Raw genomic sequence first — 26764 nt, forward strand, 5'->3', positions numbered from 1 at the left:
CAGCATCGGGGAAAGTGGGCAAGTGGAGCCCCGGGCATCCCTGGGGCCCATGGGGTCCCTGGAGTCCCTGGGGTTACGGGAGTTGCTCCCCGATCCAGTCGACGGCCTCCTCCGGTCCGGCTACCACCGGCACCCCTTCCGGCACCGGCGGCCTGCGCACCACGACCACGGGCACCCCCGCCTCGCGGGCCGCCGTCAGTTTCGGTGCCGTGGCCGCTCCTCCGCTGTCCTTCGTCACGACGACGTCGACCCGGTGGCGCAGCAGCAGCTCCCGCTCCCCCGCGAGCGTGAAGGGCCCCCGGTCGAGCAGTACCTCCATACGGGCCGGAGCCGGTCCCTCGGGCGCGTCCACGGACCGTACGAGAAACCACAGGTCGTCCAGGGCCGCGAAGGCGCCCAGTCCCATCCGGCCGGTGGTGAGGAACACCCGTCGGCCGAGCGAGGGCAGCAGTTCGGCGGCCACCGCCAGCGAACCGGCCTCGTGCCAGACGTCGCCCTCGACCGGGGCCCAGCCCGGGCGCCGCAGCGCGAGCAGGGGCACGTGGGCGGTCGCGGCGGCCCGCGCCGCATGGAAACTCATCGCCTGGGCGAAGGGGTGCGTGGCGTCGACGAGTACGTCCACAGCGTGCTCGCGCAGCCAGGCGGCCAGCCCCTCGGCTCCGCCGAAACCGCCGACGCGCACGGCCCCCGGGGGCAGCCTCGGTCCGGCCACCCGCCCGGCCAGCGAGCTCGTCACCGCCAGCCCAGGGGTACCGTGCAGCAGTTCGGCCAGACGCCGGGCTTCCGTCGTTCCGCCCAGAATCAGTACGCGCATGGAGATCCGGATCCGTTCATGAGCAGCGAAGCGCAGGGCGCCGCCGAGGCCGCGGGCGGTCGCAGCGCCCAACTCAAGCACACCGGCCTGCGGCCCGGCTGGACCACCGGCGCCTGCGCGACCGCGGCCACCACCGCCGCGTACACCGCCCTGCTGTCCGGTGAGTTCCCCGACCCCGTGACCATCACTCTGCCGAAAGGGCAGACGCCGTCGTTCGCGCTGGCGGCCGAGGAGCTGACCGGCGGGTACGCGATGGCGGGCATCGTGAAGGACGCCGGCGACGACCCGGACGTCACCCACGGCGCACTGGTCCGGGCCACGGTACGGAGACTGCCCGCCGGGTCCGGCGTGGTCTTCAGGGCGGGTCCCGGCGTCGGCACGGTCACCCGCCCCGGCCTGCCCCTGCCGGTCGGCGAACCCGCCGTCAACCCGGTCCCCCGCCGGATGATGCGCGAGCACGTCGCCCGGGTCGCCGAGCTGCACGGCGGCACCGGCGACGTCGAGATCACCGTCTCCGTCGACCACGGCGAGGAGATCGCCCGCTCCACCTGGAACCCCCGGCTCGGCATCCTCGGCGGGCTGTCGATCCTGGGGACGACGGGGATCGTGGTCCCGTACTCGTGCTCGGCGTGGATCGACTCGATCCGCCGGGGTGTGGACGTGGCACGGGCGGCGGGCCGTACCCATGTCGCCGGGTGCACCGGGTCGACGTCGGAGAAGACCGTCGTCGCCGAGTACGGGCTTCCCCTGGACGCCCTGCTCGACATGGGCGACTTCGCGGGCGCCGTGCTGAAGTACGTCCGCCGCCACCCCGTGGACCGGCTGACGATCTGCGGCGGCTTCGCCAAGCTGTCCAAGCTCGCCGTCGGCCATCTCGACCTGCACTCGGGCCGCTCCCAGGTGGACAAGGGCTTCCTCGCCGAACTGGCCCGGCGCGGCGGCGCGGACGAGGCGCTGGCCGCCGGTGTCGCCGACGCCAACACCGGGCTCGCCGCGCTCCAGCTGTGCCAGGCGGCCGGTGTACCGCTGGGCGACCTGGTGGCGACGGCCGCCCGCGACGAGGCGCTGGCCGTACTTCGGGGCGCTCCGGTGGCCGTGGACGTCATCTGCGTGGACCGGGCGGGCACGGTCGTGGGACGCAGCACGGTCCGTTAGGGCGGGCAGCGAAAGGGGCGGCGCGGGCCGCCTGCGGCGGAAGCGGACCGTGAGGGCGCCCGACACCTTCCGGTCCCGCAACAGCAGACCAATATACCCCCACCCGTATTTTGACGCCTCGCCCGCACAGGGCAATCGCATGTGACCTCACATACCCCCGGGGGTAATTGACTTCTACTGGGCGACCCATCTACGGTCGGGAGCATAAATACCCAGGGGGGTATACGCCTGCCCCGACCCCGCACCCGGCCGGGTGCCCGTTCCCGATGGAGGGTCCGCCCGTGTTCTTCAGCCAGTACTACCTCGACTGCCTCTCCCAGGCGTCGTACATGATCGCCGACGAAACGACCGGCAAGGCCGTGGTCGTCGACCCGCGCCGCGACGTCTCCGAGTACCTGGCCGACGCCCGCGCGCACGGCTTCACCGTGGTCGGCGTCATCAACACCCACTTCCACGCCGACTTCGTCGCCGGTCACCTGGAGCTGGCCGACAGCACGGGCGCCTGGATCGCCTACGGCCACCGCGCCGAGACCGAGTACCCCATCCGGGGGCTCGCGGAGGGCGAGCGCATCAGCCTCGGCGACGTCACCCTCCAGATCATGGAGACCCCGGGGCACACCCCCGAGTCGATCAGCGTCCTCGTGTACGAGCGGGCCGGCGACACCGTGCCGTACGGAGTCCTGACCGGTGACGCGCTCTTCATCGGCGACGTCGGCCGCCCCGACCTGCTCGCCTCCGTGGGCGTGACGGCGAATGAGCTCGGCGCGATGCTGTACGACAGCGTGCAGCGAAAGCTCATGAGCCTGCCCGACGCGGTGCGGGTCTTCCCCGCCCACGGGGCCGGCTCCGCCTGCGGCAAGAACCTCTCCACCGAGAGACAGTCCACCATCGGCGAGCAGCGCGCCACCAACTACGCCTGCGCGCCGATGAGTCGCGAGGACTTCGTCGCACTCGTCACGGCCGGCCAGTCCGCCGCGCCCGGCTACTTCGCCTACGACGCCGAACTCAACCGCAAGGAGCGCCTTCGGTACGACGCGACGACCGCGCCGCGCCCGTTGTCGACGGCCGAGTTCGCCGAGCTGCGGCGGAGCGGTGCCGTCGTGGTCGACGCCCGCTCCCCGCAGGAGTTCGCGAACGGCCACCTGCGCGGCGCGGTCAACATCCCCGCCGACGGACGCTTCGCCGAGCAGGCCGGCACCGTCCTCGATCCGGCCGACGAACTGGTCGTCATGGCCCCGGAGAACCGCGAGGAGGAGGTCGTCACCCGGCTGGCCCGCATCGGTTTCGACCGCGCGGTGGGCTATCTGCGCAACCCCGAGGACGCCCTCAGGGAGCTGGCCGACGAGGTCACCCCCGCAAGCCGGGTGACCGCCGCGCAACTGCGCACCGCCCTCGCGGGCGCCCACCCGCCCGTCGTCGTCGACGTCCGCACCTGCTCAGAGCGCGGCGCGAAGGGCTTCGTCGAGGGTGCGCTGCACATCCCCCTGAGCGAACTCCCCGCACGCACGGACGAACTCCCCGCCGACCAGCCCCTCGTGCTGCACTGCGCCGGCGGCCACCGGTCGTCGATCGCGGCGAGCCTGCTGCGCCACCGCGGCTTCACCGACGTCTCCGACATCCTCGGCGGATACGCCGCCTGGGCCCTGTCCGCCGAACCCGCCTAACCCACCGAACCCGCCTAACCCACCGAGCCCACCGAGCCCGCCGGCGCCTGACCTCCCCGGTCCCGCCACGCCTGAAGCCACGCCCGAGAAACCGCGGCCACCCAGCCGCCCCGGGGTTCCGGGCCCCGTACGCGCCAATAAATACCCCCCGGGGTATCACTTCCCTACATCTGGCCAGAATCTGGCCTGAAATTGGAGCCCTCCATGGCCGAGAAGTCCACCCAGACCCAGACCTCGTCGATCACCCCCGCCGCCCTCCACCAGCTCGTCCGGGAAGGACGCGGACCACGTCTGCTGGACGTGCGTACGCCGGCCGAGTTCCGTACGGCCCACATCCCAGGCGCCCACAACGTGCCCCTCGACATCCTGCGCGAGCACCGGGCCGAACTCCTGTCCCACCTGGACTCCCACCTGGACGAGGAGGTCGTGCTCGTCTGCCGCTCCGGCGCCCGCGCCACCCAGGCCGAGAAGGCCCTGGCCGAGGCCGGACTGTCGAACCTCCGTGTCCTCGACGGCGGTATGAACGCCTGGGAGGCGACCGGAGCCCCTGCGAACCGCGGCCCCGAGAGGTGGGACATGGAACGCCAGGTCCGGCTCGTCGCCGGCTCGGTCGTCCTCGTCACCGGACTGGCCGGGATCTTCCTGCCCGGCGCCCACCTCATCGGCACCGCGATCGGCGCCGGCCTGACCTACGCGGCGCTCAGCAACTCGTGCGCCATGGGCGTCCTGCTGTCCAGGCTCCCGTACAACCGTGGGCCGCGCACCGACGTCCGCACCGTGCTCGCGGAGCTCCGGAGCACGCCGTGATCGCCCTTGTGATCGCGGCGTCCCTGCTCGTCGGTGTCAATCTCGGCATCCTCGGCGGCGGCGGCTCGGTCCTGACCGTGCCCATCCTGGTCTACCTGGCCGGACAGGACACCAAGGAAGCCATCGCCACCTCGCTGTTCGTCGTCGGCGTCACCAGCCTGGCCGCGCTGATCCCGCACGCCCGCGCCCACCGGGTGCGCTGGCGGACCGGGCTCCTCTTCGGAGCGTTCAGCATGGTCGGCGCCTACGGCGGAGGACGGGTCGCGGAGTACGTCCCCGGCACGGCGCTTCTGGTCGCGTTCGCCGCGATGATGCTCGCCACGGCCGCCGCGATGCTCCGCAAGCCACGCCGCCCCGGCGAGCCGCAGTCCCCGCAGCCCCCGCACCGGGACCTCCCACTGAAACACGTCGCTGCCGTGGGGCTGGTCGTCGGCGCCGTCACCGGCCTGGTCGGTTCGGGCGGCGGATTCCTCGTCGTGCCCGCGCTCGCGATCCTCGGCGGCCTGCCCATGAGCAGCGCAGTCGGCACCTCCCTCCTCGTCATCGCGATGAACTCCTTCGCAGGCCTGGCCGGACACCTCGCAGACGTGCGGATCGACTGGAGTCTCGCCCTGAGCGTCACGGCGGCGGCCGTCGCGGGCAGCGTCATCGGCGCCCGCTTCGCGGGCCGCATCCCGCAGGACACCCTGCGCAGGACGTTCGGCTGGTTCGTCGTCGTCATGGGTGCCTTCGTCCTCACCCAGCAGCTCGACACCGGCGTCTGGACCCACCCGGCCACCTGGGCCGGGCTCGGCACCATGGTGCTCGGCGTCACGGCCGCGCGCATACGGCAGGCCAGGCGTGCCACCGCGACGACGCCCGGCCGGGACTCACGACGGCGGGCACACAGTCCCCGTCGCCCGGCGGGGAGAGGCGATCACAAGGCGGCGATATAGGAGGTACAGGAGGTACAGGAGGTATATACCCCTTGGGGTATCTTGGCAGGGAGGGGGCAAGTGGAGGAGGATCTCGTGCAGGTGGAAGAAGGGGCCGTGCGCCCCGTACTGAACCGGCTGCGCCGGGCCCAGGGACAGTTGGCCGCCGTCATCGCCATGATCGAGGCCGGCCGCGACTGCAAGGACGTCGTCACCCAGCTCGCCGCCGTCTCCCGCGCTCTGGACCGGGCCGGATTCAAGATCGTGGCGAGCGGCATGCGGCAGTGCCTCGCCGAAAGCGCCGCCGGCGCCCCGCCCATGTCCGAAGAGGAACTCGAAAAGCTCTTCCTCACCCTCGCCTGACCGCTGTCGGGCCAGTACGCCCGCCACAGGCCCCCTTCGACCCGAAGGCCACGGGCGGGGCAGCTTGCCTGGCGACCGCAAGACCGACCGGCGCGCGTCAACCACCGCCGGTTCACCTCCTGTTGACACAGGCAACACACAGGCAGCGCCGAGGCGGTGCCCGCGTCGGGGTGCGTCGGCGTGCGTCGGGCGAGCTCAACCGCCTTTCCAGACCTCCAGTCCGACCACGCCGGAGGTATTGACGCATACCACTTGCCACGCTTAGCGTCTGCCCGACCTTACGAACGTTGTTCGGTTTTTCGAACAATTTACCCACGCGAAACCCACGGAGCGTCCCGCTCCGCCACATACAGCCCCACTTCGCCGTTCCCCTCACTCGGGGGCGGGGTCCGCACCCGCCTTCACCGAGACCGGGCCGCCCCACCGCGCCTCTCCACTCGTTGGGCCGCCTTCACAGAACGACAGGAGACGTACATGTCCGCGCTGCGCGCACGGCTGTCGGCGATATTGCTCGCCGCGTGCCTCATCTTCGCCTCACAAGCACTGACGGCACCCGAGGAGGCCACCGCCGCCGATCCCGGCTACCTGATGGTGCACTTCACCGGGGACGGGTCGACCAACCAGCAGATGTACCTTTCGCACAGCACGGACGGCGTGCACTGGGACGACCTCAACGGCGGCGGCATGGTCCTGCGCTCCCCGGTCGGCACGAAGGGCGTGCGCGATCCCGCGTTCGTGCGTTCCCCCGACGGCAGCAAGTACTGGATCATCGCGACCGACCTGTGCATCGGCTGCGGGCAGACGTGGAGTCAGTCCATCAACGACGGCAGCCGCAACCTCGTGGTGTGGGAGTCGACCGACCTGGTCACCTGGTCGGAGCCGCGGCTGCTGAACGTCGCCGGCGCGATCCCCGACGGCCGCAACGCGTGGGCGCCGGAGGCGATCTGGGACCCGGCCAGCAACGACTACGTCCTGTACTGGGCGACGAACGTGCCCCTGAACGGCGCGACGAAGCACCGCATCTTCTACTCCCACACCAGCGACTTCCGCACCGTCAGCCCCCCGCAGATCTACATCGACCGCCCCGGCACCCAGGAAATCATCGACACCCAGATCATCGAGATCCCGGCCGGTGTCGGCAACTACCGCTACGTGCGCGCCTCCGGTGACGGCCAGATCACCCTCGAAGGCAGCAACTCGATCCTCGGCACCTGGACCAACCTCGGCAACCTCTCCGGCGTCGGCCTGACCGGCGCGATGGTCGAGGGCCCGATGTGGATGAAGTTCAACGGCACCAACAAGTGGGCGCTCTACCTCGACCAGTACGCCAGCGGCGGCGGCTACATGCCGGTCATCACGACCAACCCGTCCGACCCCGCCTCGTACCAGAAGCAGGCGTCCACCAGCTACAACATGGGCGGCACGAAGAAGCGCCACGGCTGGATCATGAACCTGACGGCCGCCGAGGAGAACCGCGTCCTCGCCCGCTACCCCAACACCCCGATCAACCGCATCCAGTCGTACAACTTCCAGGACCGCTACGTCCGGCAGACCAACTTCGACGTGCGCATCGACCCCAACGTCAGCCCCGTCGACGACTCCCGGTTCCAGATGCGCACCGGCCTGACCGGCACCGGCACCGTCTCCTTCGAGTCGATCAACAACCCCGGGTACTTCCTGCGCCACTCCAACTACGACTTCCAGCTCGTCCGCAACGACGGCACCGCCCAGTTCGCCGCCGACGCCACCTTCAACAAGGTCGCCGGACTCGCCGACCCCACCTGGTCGTCCTTCCAGTCGTACAACTTCCCCGACCGCTACATCCGCCACTACGCCTACGAACTCCGCCTCGACCCCATCACCACCACGACAGCCCGCGGCGACGCCACCTTCCGCCTCACCAGCTGACCTGAAAGCGGGGTGCCGGCGCCTCCATCGGAGGCGCCGGCATCCGCTTCGGGCCTCTCGACCCCCGCCCCCGATTTCGGTCGTCACGGCTTCCCGAGATCGCGAACAACGTTCGAGATCCCGACTCCAAGATCCCGCATGAGTGCCCGATGGAGGACACCTCGATGCGTCACCCCCTCAGAGCCAGGCGCCGCGCGCTCGCCGCCCTCTGCACCTCCGTGCTGTCCATCAGCCTCCTGACCTCCGGCCCGGGGGCGCCCGCAGCCCAGGCGGCCGACGACCCCAACGCGGTGGCGCTCGACAAGGACGCGATCCTCGCCGCCAACCAGCTCGACGAGCGGCAGTGGTACAGGGACAACATCCCGTTCGTCGACACCCCCGACAACGACATCGACGACGTCTACTACTACCGGTGGAGCTCCTACAAGCGCGCGCTCCGCTACACCGTGCCGGGCACGGGGTACGTGTCGACCGAGTACGACGTGCCGATCGGCTACGCCGGCAACCCGTACACCGCGCTCCCGGACGCCACCGGCTACCACATCCAGGACGGGCGCTGGCTGCACAACCAGGACTACGCCGGTGACTACCTGGACTTCTGGCTGCGCGGCGCGGGCAACCCCGGGGTGCGAAGCTTCAGTGAGTGGATCACGAGCGCCGCGTACCAGCGCTACCTCGTCACCGGTGACGCGGCCGAGATCAAGGCCGATCTCCCGCACCTCATCGCGCTGTACAAGAAGTGGGACTCCAACTTCAGCAACGACATCACGGTGAACGGCACCGCCTCGACCAACGACCTGTACTACCAGAGCCCGCTGTCCGACGCCACGGAGTACACCGAGACGTCGATGCACAGCAGCAACTGGTTCAGCGGCGGCCCCGGCTACCGGCCCACGATCAACGCGTACATGTTCGGCGCCGCCCAGGCGATCAGCAAGATCGCCACCATGACCGGGGACACCGCCACCGCGACCGCGTACAGCGACAAGGCCGCCTCGCTCAAGGCCGGGGTGCAGGACTCGCTCTGGGACCCGCAGCGCCAGTTCTTCATGCAGGTCTACAACACGAACACCACCAACGGCACCCTGAAGCAGACCAGGACGACCTGGCGTGAGGCGATGGGCTTCGCCCCCTGGGCGTTCAACCTGCCCGACGCGCAGTACTCGACGGCGTGGAAGTACCTGACGGACCCCAAACGGTTCGGAGCGGCGTTCGGGCCCACGACGCTGGAGCGGGTGCACGACTACGAGGCCGAGCAGGCCGCCGTCACTCATGCGAACCTCCACGACTCGTCGACGGCCTCCAACGGCAAGTACGTCGGCCAGATCGACTTCGCCGACAGCGCCGTCACCTTCACCGTGAACGCACCCGCCGACGGCACCTACCCCGTGACCGTCCACTACGCCAACGGCACCACCAGCACGTCGACCCACAACGTCGTCGTGAACGGCGACACCGCGAACCCGGTCACCGTCAGCTACGCCCCCACCGGAAGCTGGGGGAACTTCTCGGAGTCGAAGTCCGTCACCGTGCAGGTCCCGATGAAGGCCGGGGCCAACACGCTGAAGTTCACCAAGGGAACGGGCTTCGCCGAGCTCGACCGGATCGCGACGAACCCCTACTTCAACTACCAGGCGATTCCCGCCACCCAGAAGCGCGACGACGCCAACTGCTGCCACTGGAACGGCCCGAGCTGGCCGTTCCAGACCAGCCAGATCCTCACCGGCATGGCGAACCTGCTCCAGGACTACCCGGCGCAGAACTTCGTCACCAAGCAGAACTACGCGACCATGCTGGCCCAGTTCGCCGACCTCCAGCACAAGGACGGCAAGCCCTACGTCGCCGAGGCCGCCAACGGTGACACCGGCGACTGGATCTACGACGGAGAGAACTTCAGCGAGAACTACAACCACTCCAGCTTCAACGACCTCGTGCTCACCGGCCTGCTGGGCATCAAGCCGCAGGCGGACAACACGATGGTCCTGAAGCCGCTGATCCCGGCGGGCTGGGACTACTACGCGGTGGAGAGCCTGCCCTACCACGGGCACACCTACTCGATCCGCTGGGACAAAGACGGCACCCACTACGGCAAGGGCAGCGGCCTGCAGGTCTTCCAGGACGGCGTGCGCATCCTCCAGACCGCGACCCTCGCCGCCACCACCACCGTGAACGTGACCGCCCCGGTCACCCCGTCGCAGCCCCCGCGGATGATGAACGTGGCGGCCAACCCGATGACCGCCGACCAGGACTGGTTCGCCAAGGCCATCACCCAGCCGTACCCGAAGGCCTTCGCCTCCTACACCAACACCGTCTCCAACGGTCCGCACTGCCACAGCGGGCAGACCTGCAAGCCCACCACCTTCGACGCCCCGCTGCGGGCCACCGACGGCTGGATCCGCTACGACAAGACCCCCGACGACCGGTGGACCAACTCCGGCTCGCCGAACGCCACCGACCACCTCGGCGTCGACTTCGGCGCGCCGCGGAAGATCAACGAGGTGAAGTTCTACACCTACGACGACGGCGCGAACATCCGCGTACCGGCGAGCTACACCGTGCAGTACCTGAACAACGGCTCGTGGGTGGACGTCCCGAACCAGACGAAGAGCCCGGCCGCGCCGGTCGCCAACGACGCCAATGAGGTGACGTTCCCGACGGTCACGACGTCCCAGTTCCGGGTTCTCTTCACTCCCCAGGCCGGCAAGTTCGTCGGCGTCACCGAGCTGGAGTCCTGGTACCCGGAGACTCCGGCCGTGAAGATCATCAACAAGAACAGCAACCTGGAGCTCGGCATCTCCGGCTCCGCGATCACCCCCGGTGGCGCCGCCCAGCAGCAGACGGCTGACAGCACCGCCAACCACCAGTGGAAGATCGTCCCCGCCGAGAACGGCTACTACAAGATCTTCAACATCAACAGCGGCCAGGTCCTCGGCGTCCAGGGCGCCTCCAAGACGGCCGGCGCCATCGCTTTGCAGTGGGGCGACAACCTCAGCTCCGACCACCTGTGGTCGGTGGTGGACGCGGGCGGCGGCTACTGCAAGCTCGTCAACAAGAACAGCGGCATGGTCCTGGGCGTCCAGAACATGTCGACCGCGTCCGGGGCCCCGGTCCTGCAGTGGGACGACAACGGCTCCGCCGACCATCTGTGGCGCATCGCCGCGGCCGACGGATCCACACCGTTCAACTCCTGACCAACCGTTCCCCCCGGGGCCGTGGCGGCGTCATCCGACGCCGGCGCGGCCCCGGGGCATTTCCCGTGGCCGCTTCTTCCGTCCGTGGGTCCCGTACCGTCCGAGGCGGCGCCGTCAGGCGATCCCGCTGCCGCCCAGCAGCAGCAAGGTGACGTCCACCGCCGCCACGGTGACCGCCGCCGCGAACGCCGCCCGCTTCCGGCGGCGCCCCAGCACCGCCCCCGCCACCGCGACCAGGACGGCCACGGTGAGCGCCGCCGCTCCCCCTCGGCCGGGTGGTCCGGCGGGCCCCAGCACCAGAAGCGCGGACGCGGCCACCAGCGGCACCGGCAGCAGCAACCGGGTGCCGTCCGGGCCAAGCCGCTGCGGCCACCCCCGTACGCCGGTCGCCAGATCCCCCCGGATGTCCGGCAGTACGTCGCCCAGATGGGCGCCGATTCCCAGCAGGGCCCCGGCGGTGACGACCCACCAGGCCGGCCAGGGTTGTCCCGGCAGCCCCAGCGCGACGAACGCCGGGAGCGCGGCGAAGCCCAGCGCGTACGGCGCCCAGGACCACGCCGTCGCCTTGAGCCGCAGGTCGTACGCCCACGCCGCCGCCACCCCGGCCAGGTGAACGGCGCCCGCCCACAGGCCGCAGGCGAGCGAGAGCGGCACACACAGCGCCAGCGCGGCATACGCGGCCACCCACACCTCCGTCACACCGACCGTGCCGTCGACGACGGGTTTGCCCCGACGGCCGGTCTCGATGTCCCGGCTCGCGTCGAACGCGTCGTTGCACCAGCCGACGGACAACTGCCCGGTCAGCACGGCGGCGGCGGTCAGGACACCGCGCGCGGCGCTCTGGCCGGCGGTGACGGCCAGAGCGGCCATCAGCGCGGTGACGGCCACGACGGGCCCGGGGTGACACGACCCGGCCAGACCGCCCACCCGGACGGCCCAACTGACCGCCGGCCCGCCGACCGTCGACTGCTCAGGAGTGCCCACCGGCCGATCCTAGGCGGCCCCGCCGCACCCGGCCGGAGCACGCGCCCCAGGGAGGAACCCGGACGGGCTATCCCTGGTGTCGAAACCACGATCCAGGGAACAGGTGCTGAGCAAACTCGCCCGAGTTGGTGACCGGACAGGAACCACATGACGCGGATCGCTGCCGTACACGGTGCCCTCGCACCACACCGTCACGCCCAGGCCGAGATCACCGACATGGTGGCCCGCACCTGCCTGCCCGAGGGCACGGACCGCCAGGTCCTGGACCGGCTGCACCACAGCGCGAAGGTCCGCTCGCGCCACATGACGCTGCCCCTCGAACGGTACGGAGAACTGGACGGGTTCGGCGCCGCCAACGACGTCTTCATCACCGCCGCCACCGACCTGGGCGCCAAGGCCGTCCGGGGTGCCCTGCACACGGCCGGTCTGTCCCCGGCCGACGTGGACCTGCTGATCTTCACCTCCGTCACGGGCATCGCCACGCCCTCGATCGACGCACGGCTGGTCGGCCGCCTCGGACTGCGGCCGGACGTCAAGCGGCTGCCCCTGTTCGGCCTGGGCTGTGCCGGGGGCGCCGCCGGCCTGTCCCGTACGCACGACTACCTGCTGGCCCGGCCCGACCAGGTGGCGGTGCTGCTGTCGGTCGAGCTGTGTTCGCTCACGTTCCAGCGCGACGACGCCTCCCTGGCCAACCTGGTCGCCACCGCGCTGTTCGGGGACGGCGCCGCCGCGGTCGTCGCCTGCGGCGCGGGCCGCGCGGACGAGACCTCCGGCCCGACGATCGTGGACAGCCGCAGCCACCTGTATCCGGACACCGGCCGCGTCATGGGCTGGGACATCAAGGACTCCGGCTTCCAGGTGGTCCTCGACTCGCAGATCCCCGATGTGGTGCGCCGTTACCTCGCCGACGACGTCGAGGGGTTCCTCGGCGACCACGGACTGAAGCCGAAGGACGTGACCGCCTGGGTGTGCCACCCCGGCGGCCCCAAGGTCCTGGAGGCCGTCACCGAGGCCCTCGACCTGCCCGAGGACGCACTCGATGTGACCTGGCGTCACCTGGCCGACGTGGGCAACCTGTCCTCCTCGTCGGTGCTCCACGTACTGCGCGACACCCTGGCCGAACGCCGTCCACCACCGGGCACGCCGGGTCTACTGCTGGCCATGGGCCCCGGCTTCGCCGCCGAACTCGTCCTGCTGCGCTGGTAGTTCGGACCGCCGCAGAAGAACACGCAGCACAGGCAGCACTCGAAGGACTCGAAGGACTCGACACATGATCTGGTACGGACTGCTGGTGGCCGCCGTCGCCGCCGAGCGCGTCGCCGAACTCGGCGTCGCCCGCCGCAACGAGCGGTGGAGTATCGCCCGGGGCGCGACCGTGAGCGGGCAGGGCCACTACCCGGCGATGGTCGCCCTCCACACCGGCCTGCTGGTCGCCTGTCCGGCCGAGGTGTGGCTGGCCGACCGGCCCTTCGTGCCCGCTCTCGCCTGGCCGATGCTCGCCGTGCTGGCGGCCGCCCAGGCGCTGCGGTGGTGGTGCATCCACGCCCTGGGGCCCCGTTGGAACACCCGGGTGATCGTCGTCCCCGGCCTGCCGCTGGTGACGGGCGGCCCCTACCGGTGGCGGTGGCTGCGGCATCCGAACTACGTGGCCGTCGTCGCCGAGGGCCTGGCCCTGCCCCTGGTCCACACCGCCTGGATCACCGCTACGGCGTTCACGGTGCTCAACGCCGCCCTGCTCAGCGTCCGTATCCGCTGCGAGAACCGGGCGCTCGCCGCCGCGACCACGTCGACCGCACCGGCTCCGATGTGATCGACGTACTGGTGGCCGGCGGAGGACCGGCCGGTCTGGCCGCCGCCATCCATGCCGCGCTCGCCGGTCTGGAGGCCGTCGTCGTCGAACCCCGGTCCTCGCCGGTGGACAAGGCCTGCGGAGAGGGCCTCATGCCCAGTGGCGTCGCCGCGCTGCGGGCCCTGGGCGTCGAGGAGATCACCGGTCGCGAACTGCGCGGCATCCGGTACGTGGACGGCGCCACCCACGCCGAAGCGTCCTTCCGCGGCCGCACCGGGCTGGGAGTCCGCCGTACGACGCTGCACTCCGCGCTGCACGAGCGCGCGCTCGGCCTCGGCGTACGCATGCTGCCGGGCAGGGTCGGCGAGGTGCGCCAGAACGCGGACACCGTCACCGCCGCCGGAACCACGGCCCGCTGGCTGATCGCCGCCGACGGCCTGCACTCCCCGGTGCGCCGCGCCCTGGGTCTGGAGCTGCCGCGCCGCCCCCACGGCCGCTACGGACTGCGCCGGCACTACCTCGTCGAACCGTGGACGGACTTCGTGGAGGTCCACTGGTCGCGGCACGGCGAGGCGTATGTGACCCCGGTCGGCGACGACCTGGTGGGCGTGGCGGTCCTCAGCCGCAGCCGTCGCGGGTACGACGACCACCTGACCGCCTTCCCGGCCCTCGCGGCGTCGCTGCGCGGCCCGGCGACGACGGAGGTACGCGGCGCCGGACCGCTGCGCCAGCGGGTGCGGCGCAGAGTCGCCGGTCGTGTCCTGCTCGTCGGTGACGCCGCGGGCTACCTGGACGCCCTCACCGGCGAGGGTGTCGCCCTCGCGCTGGCGACGGCCGGGGCCGCCGTCCGCTGCCTGGCTGCCGGGCAACCGGAGGCGTACGAGCGCGCCTGGGCCCGGCTGACCCGGCGGCATCGGCTGCTGACCGGGGCCCTGCTGGCCGCCGGCCGCCGACCTGGCACCGCCCGCCTCATCGTCCCCGCGGCGTCCCGGCTGCCCCCGCTGTTCTCGGCCGCCGTCCACGCGCTTCAGTAGGGCCCGGGCGCGGCACACGCGGCGGCCGGGTTTCCCCCGAGGGGCACATCAGGTGCAAGCTGGAGGGGAGGCCGCGCGTCGCGATCCCGGGCGGGCTCGGCACACGTGGTCTCGCCACTCCGAGTGGGCTCCCTGAGCCCGGCCAGGAGGGAAGCGAGATGACAGAGCAGGTCTCCACCGGTACGCGTTGGCGCCTGGCCGGTGATTGGTTCGATGTCTGCAAGTGCGCCATACCGTGTCCCTGTACGTTCGCGCAGCCCCCCACCTACGGCGACTGCGAAGGCGTGCTGGTCTGGCACATCCGCGAAGGAACCTTCGGCGACGTGCGGCTCGACGATCTCAACGTCCTGATGCTCGGCTCCTTCGTGGGCAACATCTGGTCCGACGAGCACAGCGACGCGTACGCCGCGGTCTTCCTCGACGAGCGCGCCGACGAACAGCAGCGTGATGCGCTCGGGACCATTTTCGGTGGTGAGGCGGGCGGCTGGCCGGCGCAGTTCGGGGCGATGCTGAGCCCCGAGATGCGTGGCATGGACTTCGCCCCCATCCACGTGGAGATCGCCGAGGACCTCGCCACCTGGCGAGCGGAGATTCCCGGCCGGGTCACGGCCACCGCCGAGGCGCTCACCGGCCCGACGGCTCCGGAGGGCGCACGCGTCCAGGTCCACAACGCCCCGGGCGCCGAGGTCGGGCCGGGCCAGGTCGCCACCTGGGGCCGGGCGACCGTCGACCGCGCCGACGCGTTCGGCTTCTCCTGGGACCGCTCGGGGAAGTCGAGCAAACACTTCCCGTTCGACTGGAGCGGTCCTGACTGAGGAGCTGGGCTGGAACTGGGCTGGAACTGGGCTGGGTGGTCCAGCGGGCCGTGCGCTTGTGCGCTGGTGAGTCACATGCCGCCCATCGACGGCGTCGACCCCTGTAGCCCCGGCAGCAGCCAGTCCTGGAACGGCGCGAGCGCGGCCAGCACGAGAAACGCGACGCCCACCACCCGGGCGAGCAGCGGGCCACGGGACCACAGCTTCTCCACGAAGACCACCACTGCCAGGGCGGCCATCGCCGCCACGTTCATCACGCCGAGCGGGATCAGGACGACCATCAGCCCCGCGCAGCAGCCGACGCAGTAGGCGCCGTGATGGACCCCCACCCGGAGGTCACGGGCCGGCTGCCGGAACCCGGCGTAGCGCACCAGCTGGCTCAGGGGGTCGCGGCAGTGCCGCAGACAGACGTACTTGAGGGGGCCGAGCTGATACAGGCCCGCGAGCAGGAAGGTCACCGCGCCGATCCAGCGCCCGGCGGTCGGATGGTCGTCCACCAGGCCGCCGGTGAGGGCCAGGCCCGCGTAGGCGAGCAGTCCGAAGGCGGTCCACACCAGCAGGTACCCGCCCACGAACTCGACGGTACGCAGGGTCCGCGTCCAGCCGGAGGACTGCCGGCCGATCCCGCGCACCCATGTGATGGCCACCGGCGCCATGGACGGCAGCATCATGGCCGCCATCATCGTCACCCACAGCAGCAGGAAGACCGGCAGCGCCATCCCCATCGTGCCGGGCTCGACCCCCATGTCCTGGGCCTGCCCGACCGTCAGCGCCCAGGCGGGCACCGCGATCAGCACGATCAGGAACCAGGCGGTCGCGAGATCCCGCGTCGGCAACAGGCCTCCGCCCGCTCCGGTCGGCGCGGGCGACCGGGTGGACACGAAGGCGGAAGTCCGGATGTGACGCATAGGCGTGTACTCCTGGCGGCTGATTCCAGGACAGCACGCATGCCTGTGCGCCGCGACCCGACGTTCGCGACCCGACGCCGGAAACGGCGTCGCCCCCTCGCAGGAGCGGCCGGTGCGGGCCAAGGGCTCCTACGAGGGGGCGACGATCACCTACCGTCGGGCTTTCGCCCGCTGGCGGATCAGTGCGAAGGCGACCACGGCCCCGGCCACCAGGGTGGACAGGACCACCTGGTCCCGGCCGCCGCCGGAGGCGGTGTCGGTGAGCATGTAGCCGAGCACGAACACGATCACGGCGATGGTGGCCCAGGTCAGATACGGGAAGAGCCACATGCGTACGACGAGCTTCTCCGGGGACTCGCGCTCGATGATCTTCCGCATGCGTAGCTGCGAGAAGCAGATGACCAGCCAGACGAACAGGGCGATGGCACCCGAGGAGTTGAGCAGGAACAGGAAGACGGTGTCGGGCCACGCGTAGTTGAAGAACACCGCGACGAAGCCGAAGACGACCGAGGCGAGGATCGCGGCCTGCGGTACGCCCTTGCGCTTGGTGCGGCCGAACGCGGCGGGCGCGTCACCGCGGCGGCCGAGGGAGAAGGCCATGCGGGAGGCGGTGTAGAGGCCGGAGTTCAGGCAGGACAGCACCGAGGTGAGGACGATGAAGTTCATGACCTGCCCGGCGTGCGCGATGCCCAGGGAGTTCAGGGCGGCGACGTACGAGCCGTCCTTGGTGATGGCCGGGGAGTTCCAGGGCAGCAGGGTCAGCACGATGAAGATCGAGCCGAGGTAGAACACGCCGATCCGCCAGATGACGCTGTTGGTGGCCTTGGTGACCGCGCGCTGGGGGTCTTCGGACTCGCCGGCCGCCAGCGTGACGATCTCGCTGCCCATGAAGGAGAAGACCACCATCAGCACACCGGTGAGGATCGTGCCGGGTCCGTTGGGCAGGAAGCCGCCGTGCGCGGTGAGGTTGGACAGCCCCGCGGTGTCGCTGTGGGTGCCCGGCAGGATCCCGAAGACCGCCAGGAGACCGACCCCGATGAACGCGGCGATCGCGACGACCTTGATCCCGGCGAACCAGAACTCGAACTCGCCGTAGGAGGAGACCGAGGCGAGGTTGGAGACGGTCAGCACGATCATCACGATCAGGGCCCAGGCCCACTGCGGCACACCCGGTATCCAGCCTTCCAGGATCTTCGCGCCGGCGGTCGCCTCGACAGCGAGTACGACGACCCAGAAGAACCAGTACAGCCAGCCGATGGAGAACCCGGCCCAGCGGCCGAGCGCGCGGTCGGCGTAGGCGGAGAAGGAGCCGGAGGTCGGGTTCGCGGCGGCCATCTCACCCAGCATGCGCATCACGAGCACGACCAGGGCGCCCACGAGTGCGTACGACACCAGGATGCCGGGCCCTGCGGCGGCGATGCCCGAGCCGGAGCCGACGAACAGGCCCGCGCCGATGACACCGCCGATGGCGATCATCGACAGATGACGGTTCTTCAGCCCGGCCTGCAGGCCGGATCCCGCGGAGGTGCTTTCGGTGGTGGTCAGCTTGTCGGGGGCGATCTCAGGGGGACGTGTTGTCATCTCGACATCCAGGGGACTGGCGGGGACAGGGGAGGCTACGACGGGATCGGACGGGGGTGGCCGTATGGATTCCGCCGTGCGGTGCGGGTGGGGTGCCGGTCGGGAACGGGGCCGAAGGGGTGGCGATCACGGTCGCGGGGAGGGCATGGTGGACCACGGCCGCCGGGCGGTATCTGCCGTATCGGCCGCCGGTGACGTTCAGGAAAATAGTTCACGGCGATCAAAAAAAACAAGAGGTCCAGCCGTCCAGCTGATGACATCCGCGCGCCGCCCTCCCCGGGCGCCCATACGTCACGGACCCTCACCCGCACCCCGTCCACGCACCCCGCGGACGCGCCCGCCGAGGTGCGAATCCCCTGTTCAGGGCCATGACGGCTCAGCCGCAGGACCGCCCCTCTCCCCCGGCTCCGGGACCGCCGACAGCGGGGTCTTGTTTAACTGTTCACCTTGCTCTAATTTTTCCTGCATCGCGGCCCGCCGCCCCCGGCGTGACACCCGCGTCACCGCCGTGGCCCGGCCGTTCCGGGCTGCTTCGGACCCTCCTCCGACGTTCCCCGCACCCCGGGAGCCCTCATGCACCACACCGTGGCGCCGTCCCGGGAACCACCGGTCACGTACCGGGCCCGACCTGGCGCGCCGGAGCGCGGCCGTCGCCGACCGCGACCGCGTTCAGCAGGCCGTTAGGGTGGCGTCGTGGTGAACGCAGCGGGCAAGTTCGGGCCCTACAACCAGCCGGGCCCGGCTCGGACGACGCCGGTCAACGGCGTGGGACACGCCCGCGCCCTGCCCGGCTCGGGCCAGAGCGGATCCGAGCTCGTCCGGTCGAGGATCGCACTGCGGGTACGCCTGCGTTCCGTGCGGCCCGGGGACCGGCTCCCGGATGCCGGGGTCCTCGCCGAGGAACTGGGGATCAGCGAGATCACCGTACGTCGCGCGCTGGAGGGCATGTGCCAGGACGGCCTGCTCGACCGTCGGCGCGGACGGGCGGGCGGCACCTTCGTCGCGCAGGACTGGGACACCGTCGTCGCCGTGACGCACGACGCCGAGGAGGCGGCTTCGCTGGACGCCTTCCATCTGCTGCTCGAATGCGGTCTCGTGGCGCACAGTTCGGGTGAGGTCCCGGCCGAGCGGCTGGAGGGGCTTCGGCCGCTGATCGAGGAGATGGAACTGACCGACGACCCGGCGCGCCTGGGCGAGTTGGAGGCCCGCTTCCACCTGGATCTCGCCGAGTTGCTCGGCGGCGCCGGAATCCGCGAGTTCGCCGCCGATCTGCTCGGCCGGCTCTGCCTGCTGCTGCCCGCACCGCAACCCGCGGTGGTACGGGCGCAGAACCACTACCACGCCGAACTGCTCGCCGAACTGGGCCGGGGTGCGACCGATCCAGCCGTGCGAGCGGTGAAGGCACACCAGCGTTCCCGGCACCTCTGACGCCCGGTCCGTGCCGCCCGACCGTCGAGAACCCGCGTACCCATCAGGCCCCATCGCACAAGGAGCAGCCGCCATGCCCGACCCCGGAGCCGGTCCCCTGCCCCCGCCGGGTCCCGGCGGCGGCGCGCCGCAGCGGTTGCGTGGCGGCGTCCTCGGTATGGCGGACATCGCCGCCGCCACGATGGCCAACGTCGGTCCGGCCATGAGCTTCTTCTTCGGTTTCGCCTTCCTGGCCACCACCGCGGGCGTGGCGTCACCGCTGACCATCATCGCCGCGGGCATCGCGGTCGCGCTGCTCGGCAACACACTGTCGGAGTTCTCCCGGGCGCATCCCTCGGCGGGCAGCTTCACCACCTTCGTGGGCAAGACCTTCGGACCGGTCAGCGCGGTGACCACCGCGCTGCTCGCGGGACTGGGCTACATCATCGCGATGGCCTCCGTCATCGCCATCTCCGGCGGGTTCGTACAGATCACCCTGTACCACTACACCGGCGTGGACCTGCCGTGGATCATCTGGACCTTGCTGCTCACCGGGCTGGCCGTGGGGCTGATGCTGCGCGGGGTGGTGGTCTCCACCAAGTGGGCCGGCTACTTCTTCGGTGTGGAGATGCTCGTACTGCTCGTGGTCTCGGTCGCGGCACTCGTGGAACACCGCGGCCGTCTCTCCCTCGACCCGTTCCTGCCCAGCCATATCAGCCACGGCTTCAGGGGGCTGGCGGCGGGATTCCCCCTGGCGGTGTACCTGTTCGTCGGCTGGGAGAACTCGGCCGCGCTGGCCGAGGAGACGGAGAATCCGCGGCGCAACGTCGGCCGCGCGGTGTTCTCCTCCATCGCGATCATGACGGTGAGCTACGTACTCTTCGCCTACGCCACGGTGACCGGCTTCGACTACGACGTCACCAGACTCGGGGCCTCCCCGATCCCCTTCGTCGCGGTGGCCCACCACACCCTCGGCGCGCTGGCGTTCCTCACCTACCTGGGCGGTCTGACCTCCACGCTCGGCGTGCTGATCGCCGGCATCAACTCCCAGGCCCGCCTGGTGTTCAACGCCGGGCGCGAGGGACTGCTCCCGTCCTTCTTCGGCTACGTGCACCCCACTCGCCGCACACCGAACAACGCCATCATCACCTTCGCCGCCACCTCGCTGCTGATCATCGGCGGCTGGGGCCTGGGCCATCTGCTGGGATCCGGCGGCGGCTCGATGGACCCGGTGGTCTTCTTCACCGAGTCCTCGACCCTCGGCGCCATCCTGATCCTGCTGGTCTACCTGGCCTCCAACATCGCCCTGCCGCTGTACTACCGCAGGTACCGGCCGCAGGAGTTCCGGGTGGTCCGGCACCTGGTGCTGCCCGCGCTCGGCACCCTGGCGATCCTGGTCCCGCTGTACTACCTCGCCAAGCCGGGCCAGCCCGCTCCGTACAACTGGTTCCCCTACGCGGCGCTGGCCGCCCTGGTCGCCGCCGTCGGCTACGCCGCCCTCCTGGTCCGCCGCGACCCGACCCTGGCCGAACGCGTCGGCTCCGTCGTCGCCGACGCGGACTGAACCCGGCGGACCCGCGTCACTACCGACAGCGGCGGTCAGCGGCTACAGCTGGGCACCGATTCCGGTCAGCGCCCGGACCTCCATCTCCGCCTGCTTGTCCGGATCCGCGGGGCGCTTGCTGAATACGGTGCCGAGGTATCCGCACACGAAGGAGAGGGGGATCGACACGATGCCGGGGTTCATGAGCGGGAACCAGTGGAAGTCGACGCCCTTGATGATCGACGTGGGGGTGCCCGAGACCGCCGGTGAGAAGACGATGAGCACGAGGCACGACACCAGACCGCCGTAGATGCTCCACAGCGTCCCCGAGGTGTTGAAGCGCTTCCAGTACAGCGTGTAGAGCATCGTCGGCAGGTTGGCGGAGGCGGCGAGCGCCAGGGCCAGCGACACGAGGAAGGCGACGTTCTGCCCGTCGGCCACGATGCCGCCGATGATGGCCAGGAGGCCGATCACGATCGCTGTCAGTCGGGCCACCCGGATCTCGGACCGGGGATCGGCCTTACCGCGCCGTATCACGTTGGCGTAGACGTCATGGGCGAACGACGCCGAAGCGGCCAGGGTCAGACCGGCCACAACCGCCAGAATCGTCGCGAAGGCCACCGCCGAAACGACGCCCAGAAGCACAACTCCGCCGATACGGAAGGCGAGCAGAGGCGCTGCGGAGTTTTCGCCGCCCGGGGCGTGAACGATCACGTCGGAACCGACCAGCGCTGTGGCGCCGTAACCGACGACGAGGATTCCCAGGTAGAACGTGAACATCGACCAGGAGCACCACACCACCGATCTGCGCGCCTCCTTGGCATTGGGCACGGTATAGAACCGCATCAGCACGTGCGGCAGGCTGGAGATACCGAGGACCAACGCCAGGGCCAGAGAGACGAACTCGAGTTGGCTCGTCGCGTTATGGCCGTACAAACTGCCCGGTTCGAGCAGTCGTTCGCCCAACGGACTGTTCTGCGTGGCTTGTCGCAGAAGGGCCGAGAAGCTGAATCCGAACTTGCCGATGATGAACACACTGATGAAAGTCACACAGATCAGGAGAAGGACGGCTTTGATGATCTGGACCCAGGTCGTGCCCTTCATCCCGCCCACCAGGACGTAGAGGAGCATGACGACGCCCACGCCGCTGATGAGGAGCGCCTGCCCGCCCCTGGTGTGCACGTTCAGCAACAGGGCCATCAGTCCACCGGCGCCGGCCATCTGGGCGAGCATGTAGAAGAACGTGATCACCAGGGTGGCGTTGGCCGCGGCGGCCCGCACCGGGCGCTGCCTCATACGGAAGGCCATCACGTCACCCACGGTGAACCGCCCGGTGTTGCGCAGCCTCTCCCCGATGAGCAGGAGGGCGACCAGCCAGGCGACCAGCCAGCCGACGGAGTAGAGGAACCCGTCGTAGCCATGAACGGCGATCGCCCCGGAAATCCCCAGGAAGGAAGCTGCGGAGAGGAAGTCGCCGGACAGTGCTATGCCGTTCTGCACACCGGTGAAGGAGCTGCCCGCGGCGTAGTAGTCGGATGCCGTCTGGTTCCTGTTGGTGACCTTGTAGACGATGAACAGAGTGATGGCCACGAATACCAGGAACACGCTCAGATTGAGCATGGGGCTGCCGGTCGCGCCGGCGGCTGTCTGCCATGTCATTCTCTGTCGACTCCTGCCAGTTCGTGGATCCTGTCCACTGCCGGATCAAGTTTCTTCCGGGCGAATCGCCGGTAAGTCAGAACGATCGTGATCGTGGACGCGAACTGCATCAGGCCGAGAATGGTGCCCATGTTGATTTCGCCGGTGACTTTCCGGCTCATGAACTCGTGGGCGTAGGCGGAAAGCAGAACGAACGTCATGTACCAGCAGAAGAAAAGCGCGCTCATCGGAAAGACGAACAACCGGAGCCGTCGGCGCAGCCGGGAGAACTCCTCGCTCTGCTGAATCGCCGGGTAGTTGGGCTCGCCATCGTGACGGGGGTCGATGAACTCCCGTCCGGCAGGCCGCTCGGGCGCTTCGAAGATGGGCGGCCCCGCCGGTCTGGTCACGGTCCTCTTCCTGGGATTCGGCAGGACGACGCGTGGACGCTCCTGCGGCGAGCGAGGGGTAGGAGCAAGCCAGAGCCCCCGAGCGGTGGAAAGTGTAGTGAGACGCGACGCACCGTCAACCAACACCCCACGACTCACGCGGCGGGCGCCGGAACCGACACGGGTGTCCTGACGCGCCCCCGAGAACCGTTCGACCATTCAATGCCCTCGGCGGTTGCGAACTGAAGGCGGCTTGATCTTCTTTTTACCAACGTTTACCGAACGGGACGGCGGGCGCACGGCGTCGCCGACCGAACCACTGAATGTGGAGAACATGTGCGTAACGGTTTGGTCCGTTGGCACCTCGGGGCGGCGGGCCGCATTGTTGCCGTTCGCCCTGCTGCCCTAAACTCGCCTGGATCCCGTAGCACTTGACAGGTCGGTACAGGGCGTGCGGGGATCGGTTCGCATACGAGAGCTGGGAGACGGAACAATGGATTTCCTTGGGCGCACCCGCGAAGTCGCCGGGTCGGTTGAGGGCCCTTGGTCGAACCGTCCCGCAGTTTGTGAAATGCAATCCTCCCCTGCCCGGGGCACATGCCTGCTCCTTGGTTCGCCCACCGTGACGTGACACCGCAGTCAGTCACGCCATCCCTCCGGCACCACCCTGTGCTGCCGGGCGTCCCCGTCCTGCTCAGGTGAAAACCCGGGAGAAAACAGCATCGTGACAGGTATCTGCGAGCAAGCTGTTCCGAGTGCGGAGCTCATATCGTGACGGCGGCCAGGCATGCGGCCGCGCGCCCGGTACGGCCGTCCCGGTGGGCTTCGCTCGTGCAATGGCGGAACTGGCGGCTGTTGGTGAAGCTGGCGGCGGTGCTGGTCGTACCCGCCCTGCTCGCCGTCGGCCTGGGCGTCGTGCAGATCCGTGACGACGTCAAGGGCGCCCGCTCCTACGCGGACATGCAACGCCTGGTCAAGATGCGTGGTGAGCTGCGGACTCTGCTGGACGCCCTGCAGCGGGAACGCATCATGTCCGTCGAACGGCTGAGCATCGAGGCCACCGACGACACCACCGCCGACGCCGGTCTGCGGCAGCAGACGCGGAGTCTCGACAAGGCCCGGACCGCCGTCGCCACCACCAGGAAGCACGAAGTCTCCCTCACGGGCGTCACGGCGAATCGTTACCGCGACGCCGCCGGCCTCCTGGACCGACTGCCCGCCCTGCGCGCACAGGTGGCGTCCGGCCGCATCGGTTCCTGGGCCACGCTCAATGACTACGGCACGATCATCACGGGGCTGCTCAATCTGGACCAGGCACTCGTCAGCGGGTTCGGCACCCCCCAACTCGCCAGGTCGGCCACCGCGTTGTACGACCTGGAGGCTGTCGAGGAGCAGATCCGCCTCGAGCACGCGATCCTGCTCCAGGCGGCCGGCCGACGCCCTCCGCCGGCCCCGGCGATCATCAAGGCGCTGCAGGAGGCCGACGTACGGCTGCGGGACAAGCTCGGTGACTTCCGGACGCAGGCCACCGCCAAGGAGCTGAGCGAATACCAGCGGACGGTCGCCGGCCCCGCCGTCAGCCGGCGTGCGCACGTCGTGAGCACCGTGCTGGCCGAGCCCCTCGCGTCGGGCACACGGCAGAACGCCACGCAGAAGGCCACCCTGTCGTTGCCTGTCGCGGCCGAGAGCTGGAGCCGCGACTCCAAGGCCACCGGAGCGCTCGTCGACAAGGTGTCGGACGGCTTCCTCCACAAGCTGCGCACATCGTCGGCCACGCTCCAGGACCAGACGAGCAACCGCGCGGGCATGGCGTCCGTCATCCTCTTCGCCGCACTCCTGCTCGCCCTCGCCATCGGACTCGGGATCGGCAGGCATCTGCTGCGGTCGCTGTCCGTCCTGCGCTCGACGGCGCTCGATGTGGCGGAACGCCGGCTGCCCGCCGCGGTCGAGAGCATGCGCGAGGGGCGGAAGGCGGACGCCGTCGTCGACATCGTGCCCGTCCACACCACGGAGGAGTTCGGTCAGCTCGCCAGGGCGTTCGACACGGTGCACTCGCAGGCCGTGCGCCTGGCGGCGGAGCAGGCCGCGCTGCGCGGTGACCTCAGGAACACCCTGGTCAACCTCTCACGGCGCAGCCAGAGTCTGGTGGACCGGCTGCTGCTGCTGATGGAACAGCTCGAGCGGCACGAACAGGACCCGGAGCAACTGGCCAGCCTCTTCACGCTCGATCACCTGGCGACGCGCATGCGGCGCAACAACGAGAACATGATGGTCCTGTGCGGCAGCAGCCTTGTGCGCTCCTCCCACGGTGCGGTGCTGGACACCGTGCTGCGGGGTGCCGTCTCCGAGATCGAGCACTACCAGCGCGTCCTCGTGCAGCCCGGCCCTTCCGTCGAGGTGGTCGGGTACATCGCCGGTGACCTGGGGCGGCTGGTCGCCGAACTGCTCGACAACGCCACCGCGTTCTCCCCACCGCACACCGAGGTCGTCATCGGCGGTGCCCGGCAGCCCGACGGCTCGCTGCTGATCGAGATCGAGGACGCGGGCATCGGGATGAGCGAGGGCGAACTGGCCAAGGCGAACCGGCGCCTGGCGACGGACGCCGGCACGGATGCGCCCGCGTCCCGGCAGTTGGGACTGTTCGTGGTCGGTCGCCTGGCCGGTCGGCACGGCATCGCCGTCAACCTGAGCTCGCAGCCCGGCCTCAGGGGACTGCGGGCCCGAGTGCTGGTACCGGCCAAGCTGGTCACGACGCGGGCACCGGCCCGCACCGACGAGCCGGGCATCATGGCTGAACGCCCCTCTGCCATGGCTCCGACGCGGACGCGCGGCGGCTGGAGGGACGGCGGCCGCACGGACGGCGGCCGGACCGACAGCGGGACCGCCGCGTCGCGCCCGCCGCAGCGGCCGTTCGCCGTCGCCGCCGCGGCGACGAGGCCCGTACCGGCCGACAAGGGCGCGCGTCCAACACACGCCGGACCGCCGTGGTTCGACCTCCCCGCACCGGCGACGGCAGCCCACAGCACCGGGAACAGCGTGAACGCACCGGCGCCGCGCGCCGCGACGGAGGAGCCCCCACCTGCCCCGTCGTCCTCGACCGAGGCACCCGGCGCCCCGAGGGCGACAGGCCACCCCGCGCCACCTGCTGTCCCACGCCCGGCCGGGAACGGTGTGCGGGAGCCCGACCAGCCGGCCGGCCTCACAGAGTCCGGGCTGCCCAAGAGGGTTCCGCGTACCCGGTCCGCTCCGGCCCGGCCCGAGCCGCCCGCCCCCGTCACCGAGGACGGGGCGGCTGCGAGCCGGAACGCCAGTCGCGCCCACAGCTTCCTCAGCAGCTACCAGTCGGGCATCCGTCGGGCGCAGCCCGATCAGACGCACAATCCATCGGCGACGGGCAGGACGAACCCATGACATCAACCCACTCCCCGGAGGTGAGCCAGCTCGGCTGGCTGGTCACCAACTTCACGGAGCGAGTGCCCAATGTGGCGCACGCCGTCGTGATCTCGGCCGACGGACTGCTGCTCACCGCGTCGGACCAGCTGGCGGACGATCGAGCCGAGCAGCTGTCCACCATCGCGGCGGGCGCCGTCAGCCTGGTCCAGGCTGCCGCCCACTGTCTGGAGACCGGGACCGCGCTGCGCACGGTGATCCAGATGGAGCACGGCAACATGCTCATGATGTCGATCCGAGACGGCTCGTGCCTGGTCGCCCTGGCGGCTCCGGAATGCGAAATCGGCCAGATCGCCTACGAGATGACCGTGCTCGTCGACCAGGTCGGCGAGATGCTGACCCCGGAACTCCGTACCGAACTGCAGCAGTTCCAGCAGTTCCAGCAGACTGCGGCCCGATAGCCGGACGGG

The 26764-nt window shown here is 70.2% G+C and carries 21 protein-coding genes; 15 read left to right on the top strand and 6 right to left on the bottom strand.

The window, feature by feature from the left end; genetic code table 11:
- Nucleotides 1–73: 73 nt before the first annotated feature.
- Nucleotides 74–814 carry a cobalt-precorrin-6A reductase gene (locus ADL01_RS18090; protein WP_053743096.1) on the bottom strand — a complete coding sequence of 247 codons (741 nt, stop codon included), beginning with the start codon at nt 812–814 and terminating at the stop codon, nt 74–76.
- A gap of 18 nt (nt 815–832) precedes the next feature.
- On the opposite strand from ADL01_RS18090, the gene ADL01_RS18095 reads away from it, so the two are divergent.
- The 7 genes from ADL01_RS18095 (at nt 833) to ADL01_RS18125 (ending at nt 10816) form a co-directional block, all read left to right on the top strand.
- Nucleotides 833–1969, top strand: a complete 1137-nt coding sequence (locus ADL01_RS18095; RefSeq protein ID WP_053743042.1) for a cobalt-precorrin-5B (C(1))-methyltransferase — start codon at nt 833–835, stop codon at nt 1967–1969.
- Nucleotides 1970–2250: 281 nt separating this feature from the next.
- Nucleotides 2251–3633 (top strand): MBL fold metallo-hydrolase, encoded by a 1383-nt coding sequence (locus ADL01_RS18100; protein WP_053743043.1) that lies wholly within the window; start codon nt 2251–2253, stop codon nt 3631–3633.
- 204 nt (nt 3634–3837) lie between these two features.
- On the top strand, nt 3838–4440 hold the full coding sequence (locus ADL01_RS18105; protein ID WP_053743044.1) for a rhodanese-like domain-containing protein: 603 nt from the start codon (nt 3838–3840) through the stop codon (nt 4438–4440).
- Nucleotides 4437–5375 carry a sulfite exporter TauE/SafE family protein gene (locus ADL01_RS18110; protein ID WP_078960595.1) on the top strand — a complete coding sequence of 313 codons (939 nt, stop codon included), beginning with the start codon at nt 4437–4439 and terminating at the stop codon, nt 5373–5375. The genes ADL01_RS18105 and ADL01_RS18110 overlap by 4 nt, the downstream gene beginning before the upstream one ends.
- Nucleotides 5376–5450: 75 nt before the next feature.
- Nucleotides 5451–5717, top strand: coding sequence for a metal-sensitive transcriptional regulator (locus ADL01_RS18115; protein ID WP_053743097.1), 267 nt, complete (start codon nt 5451–5453; stop codon nt 5715–5717).
- A 474-nt stretch (nt 5718–6191) separates the two neighbouring features.
- Complete coding sequence (locus ADL01_RS18120) at nt 6192–7625, top strand: glycoside hydrolase family 43 protein (RefSeq protein ID WP_053743045.1); 1434 nt, start codon at nt 6192–6194, stop codon at nt 7623–7625.
- A gap of 164 nt (nt 7626–7789) precedes the next feature.
- The gene (locus ADL01_RS18125; RefSeq protein ID WP_053743098.1) at nt 7790–10816 is read left to right on the top strand and encodes an MGH1-like glycoside hydrolase domain-containing protein; all 3027 of its coding nucleotides are present in this window, start codon (nt 7790–7792) and stop codon (nt 10814–10816) included.
- Between the two features lie 114 nt (nt 10817–10930).
- On the opposite strand, the gene ADL01_RS18130 is transcribed toward ADL01_RS18125, so the two are convergent.
- On the bottom strand, nt 10931–11800 hold the full coding sequence (locus ADL01_RS18130) for a UbiA family prenyltransferase (RefSeq protein ID WP_053743046.1): 870 nt from the start codon (nt 11798–11800) through the stop codon (nt 10931–10933).
- A gap of 147 nt (nt 11801–11947) precedes the next feature.
- On the opposite strand from ADL01_RS18130, the gene ADL01_RS18135 reads away from it, so the two are divergent.
- The 4 genes from ADL01_RS18135 to ADL01_RS18150 all read left to right on the top strand — a co-directional run bounded on the left by ADL01_RS18135 (nt 11948) and on the right by ADL01_RS18150 (nt 15438).
- A complete protein-coding gene (locus ADL01_RS18135; RefSeq protein WP_053743047.1) occupies nt 11948–13006 on the top strand; it encodes a type III polyketide synthase in 1059 nt (352 codons plus the stop codon).
- 64 nt (nt 13007–13070) lie between these two features.
- Nucleotides 13071–13610: an isoprenylcysteine carboxyl methyltransferase family protein gene (locus ADL01_RS18140; RefSeq protein WP_053743048.1), complete on the top strand. Its 540-nt coding sequence runs from the start codon at nt 13071–13073 to the stop codon at nt 13608–13610.
- Nucleotides 13607–14623: an NAD(P)/FAD-dependent oxidoreductase gene (locus tag ADL01_RS18145; protein WP_053743049.1), complete on the top strand. Its 1017-nt coding sequence runs from the start codon at nt 13607–13609 to the stop codon at nt 14621–14623. Before ADL01_RS18140 ends, ADL01_RS18145 begins: the two co-directional genes overlap by 4 nt.
- Before the next feature lie 158 nt (nt 14624–14781).
- Nucleotides 14782–15438: a DUF1326 domain-containing protein gene (locus ADL01_RS18150; RefSeq protein WP_053743050.1), complete on the top strand. Its 657-nt coding sequence runs from the start codon at nt 14782–14784 to the stop codon at nt 15436–15438.
- A gap of 71 nt (nt 15439–15509) precedes the next feature.
- Here ADL01_RS18150 and ADL01_RS18155 read toward each other — a convergent pair whose 3' ends face one another.
- Both ADL01_RS18155 and ADL01_RS18160 read right to left on the bottom strand, forming a co-directional pair.
- Nucleotides 15510–16346 (bottom strand): DUF2182 domain-containing protein, encoded by an 837-nt coding sequence (locus ADL01_RS18155; protein ID WP_053743051.1) that lies wholly within the window; start codon nt 16344–16346, stop codon nt 15510–15512.
- 150 nt (nt 16347–16496) lie between these two features.
- Nucleotides 16497–17927: an amino acid permease gene (locus ADL01_RS18160; RefSeq protein WP_199834857.1), complete on the bottom strand. Its 1431-nt coding sequence runs from the start codon at nt 17925–17927 to the stop codon at nt 16497–16499.
- A 693-nt stretch (nt 17928–18620) separates the two neighbouring features.
- Here ADL01_RS18160 and ADL01_RS18165 point away from each other — a divergent pair.
- Together ADL01_RS18165 and ADL01_RS18170 are read left to right on the top strand one after the other, a co-directional pair.
- Nucleotides 18621–19355: a FadR/GntR family transcriptional regulator gene (locus ADL01_RS18165; protein WP_053743052.1), complete on the top strand. Its 735-nt coding sequence runs from the start codon at nt 18621–18623 to the stop codon at nt 19353–19355.
- Nucleotides 19356–19428: 73 nt separating this feature from the next.
- On the top strand, nt 19429–20898 hold the full coding sequence (locus ADL01_RS18170; protein WP_053743053.1) for an APC family permease: 1470 nt from the start codon (nt 19429–19431) through the stop codon (nt 20896–20898).
- A 42-nt stretch (nt 20899–20940) separates the two neighbouring features.
- On the opposite strand, the gene ADL01_RS18175 is transcribed toward ADL01_RS18170, so the two are convergent.
- Together ADL01_RS18175 and ADL01_RS42135 are read right to left on the bottom strand one after the other, a co-directional pair.
- On the bottom strand, nt 20941–22536 hold the full coding sequence (locus ADL01_RS18175) for a cation acetate symporter (protein WP_053743054.1): 1596 nt from the start codon (nt 22534–22536) through the stop codon (nt 20941–20943).
- Nucleotides 22533–22925: a DUF485 domain-containing protein gene (locus ADL01_RS42135; protein ID WP_234354691.1), complete on the bottom strand. Its 393-nt coding sequence runs from the start codon at nt 22923–22925 to the stop codon at nt 22533–22535. Before ADL01_RS42135 ends, ADL01_RS18175 begins: the two co-directional genes overlap by 4 nt.
- Before the next feature lie 810 nt (nt 22926–23735).
- On the opposite strand from ADL01_RS42135, the gene ADL01_RS18185 reads away from it, so the two are divergent.
- Together ADL01_RS18185 and ADL01_RS18190 are read left to right on the top strand one after the other, a co-directional pair.
- Nucleotides 23736–26315 (top strand): nitrate- and nitrite sensing domain-containing protein, encoded by a 2580-nt coding sequence (locus ADL01_RS18185; RefSeq protein WP_159049563.1) that lies wholly within the window; start codon nt 23736–23738, stop codon nt 26313–26315.
- Complete coding sequence (locus ADL01_RS18190) at nt 26312–26755, top strand: roadblock/LC7 domain-containing protein (RefSeq protein ID WP_053743056.1); 444 nt, start codon at nt 26312–26314, stop codon at nt 26753–26755. The genes ADL01_RS18185 and ADL01_RS18190 overlap by 4 nt, the downstream gene beginning before the upstream one ends.
- Nucleotides 26756–26764: the final 9 nt, after the last annotated feature.

The sequence above is a fragment of the Streptomyces sp. NRRL WC-3618 genome (genome assembly GCF_001280005.1).
GTDB lineage: Bacteria > Actinomycetota > Actinomycetes > Streptomycetales > Streptomycetaceae > Streptomyces.

Excerpts from the sequence above, each read along its gene's own strand:
- ADL01_RS18090 (WP_053743096.1), bottom strand. The coding sequence starts at position 814 with ATGCGCGTACTGATTCTGGGCGGAACGACGGAAGCCCGGCGTCTGGCC.
- ADL01_RS18095 (WP_053743042.1), top strand. The coding sequence starts at position 833 with ATGAGCAGCGAAGCGCAGGGCGCCGCCGAGGCCGCGGGCGGTCGCAGC.
- ADL01_RS18105 (WP_053743044.1), top strand. The coding sequence starts at position 3,838 with ATGGCCGAGAAGTCCACCCAGACCCAGACCTCGTCGATCACCCCCGCC.
- ADL01_RS18120 (WP_053743045.1), top strand. The coding sequence starts at position 6,192 with ATGTCCGCGCTGCGCGCACGGCTGTCGGCGATATTGCTCGCCGCGTGC.
- ADL01_RS18125 (WP_053743098.1), top strand. The coding sequence starts at position 7,790 with ATGCGTCACCCCCTCAGAGCCAGGCGCCGCGCGCTCGCCGCCCTCTGC.
- ADL01_RS18135 (WP_053743047.1), top strand. The coding sequence starts at position 11,948 with ATGACGCGGATCGCTGCCGTACACGGTGCCCTCGCACCACACCGTCAC.
- ADL01_RS18140 (WP_053743048.1), top strand. The coding sequence starts at position 13,071 with ATGATCTGGTACGGACTGCTGGTGGCCGCCGTCGCCGCCGAGCGCGTC.
- ADL01_RS18150 (WP_053743050.1), top strand. The coding sequence starts at position 14,782 with ATGACAGAGCAGGTCTCCACCGGTACGCGTTGGCGCCTGGCCGGTGAT.
- ADL01_RS18155 (WP_053743051.1), bottom strand. The coding sequence starts at position 16,346 with ATGCGTCACATCCGGACTTCCGCCTTCGTGTCCACCCGGTCGCCCGCG.
- ADL01_RS18160 (WP_199834857.1), bottom strand. The coding sequence starts at position 17,927 with ATGACAACACGTCCCCCTGAGATCGCCCCCGACAAGCTGACCACCACC.
- ADL01_RS18170 (WP_053743053.1), top strand. The coding sequence starts at position 19,429 with ATGCCCGACCCCGGAGCCGGTCCCCTGCCCCCGCCGGGTCCCGGCGGC.
- ADL01_RS18175 (WP_053743054.1), bottom strand. The coding sequence starts at position 22,536 with ATGACATGGCAGACAGCCGCCGGCGCGACCGGCAGCCCCATGCTCAAT.
- ADL01_RS18190 (WP_053743056.1), top strand. The coding sequence starts at position 26,312 with ATGACATCAACCCACTCCCCGGAGGTGAGCCAGCTCGGCTGGCTGGTC.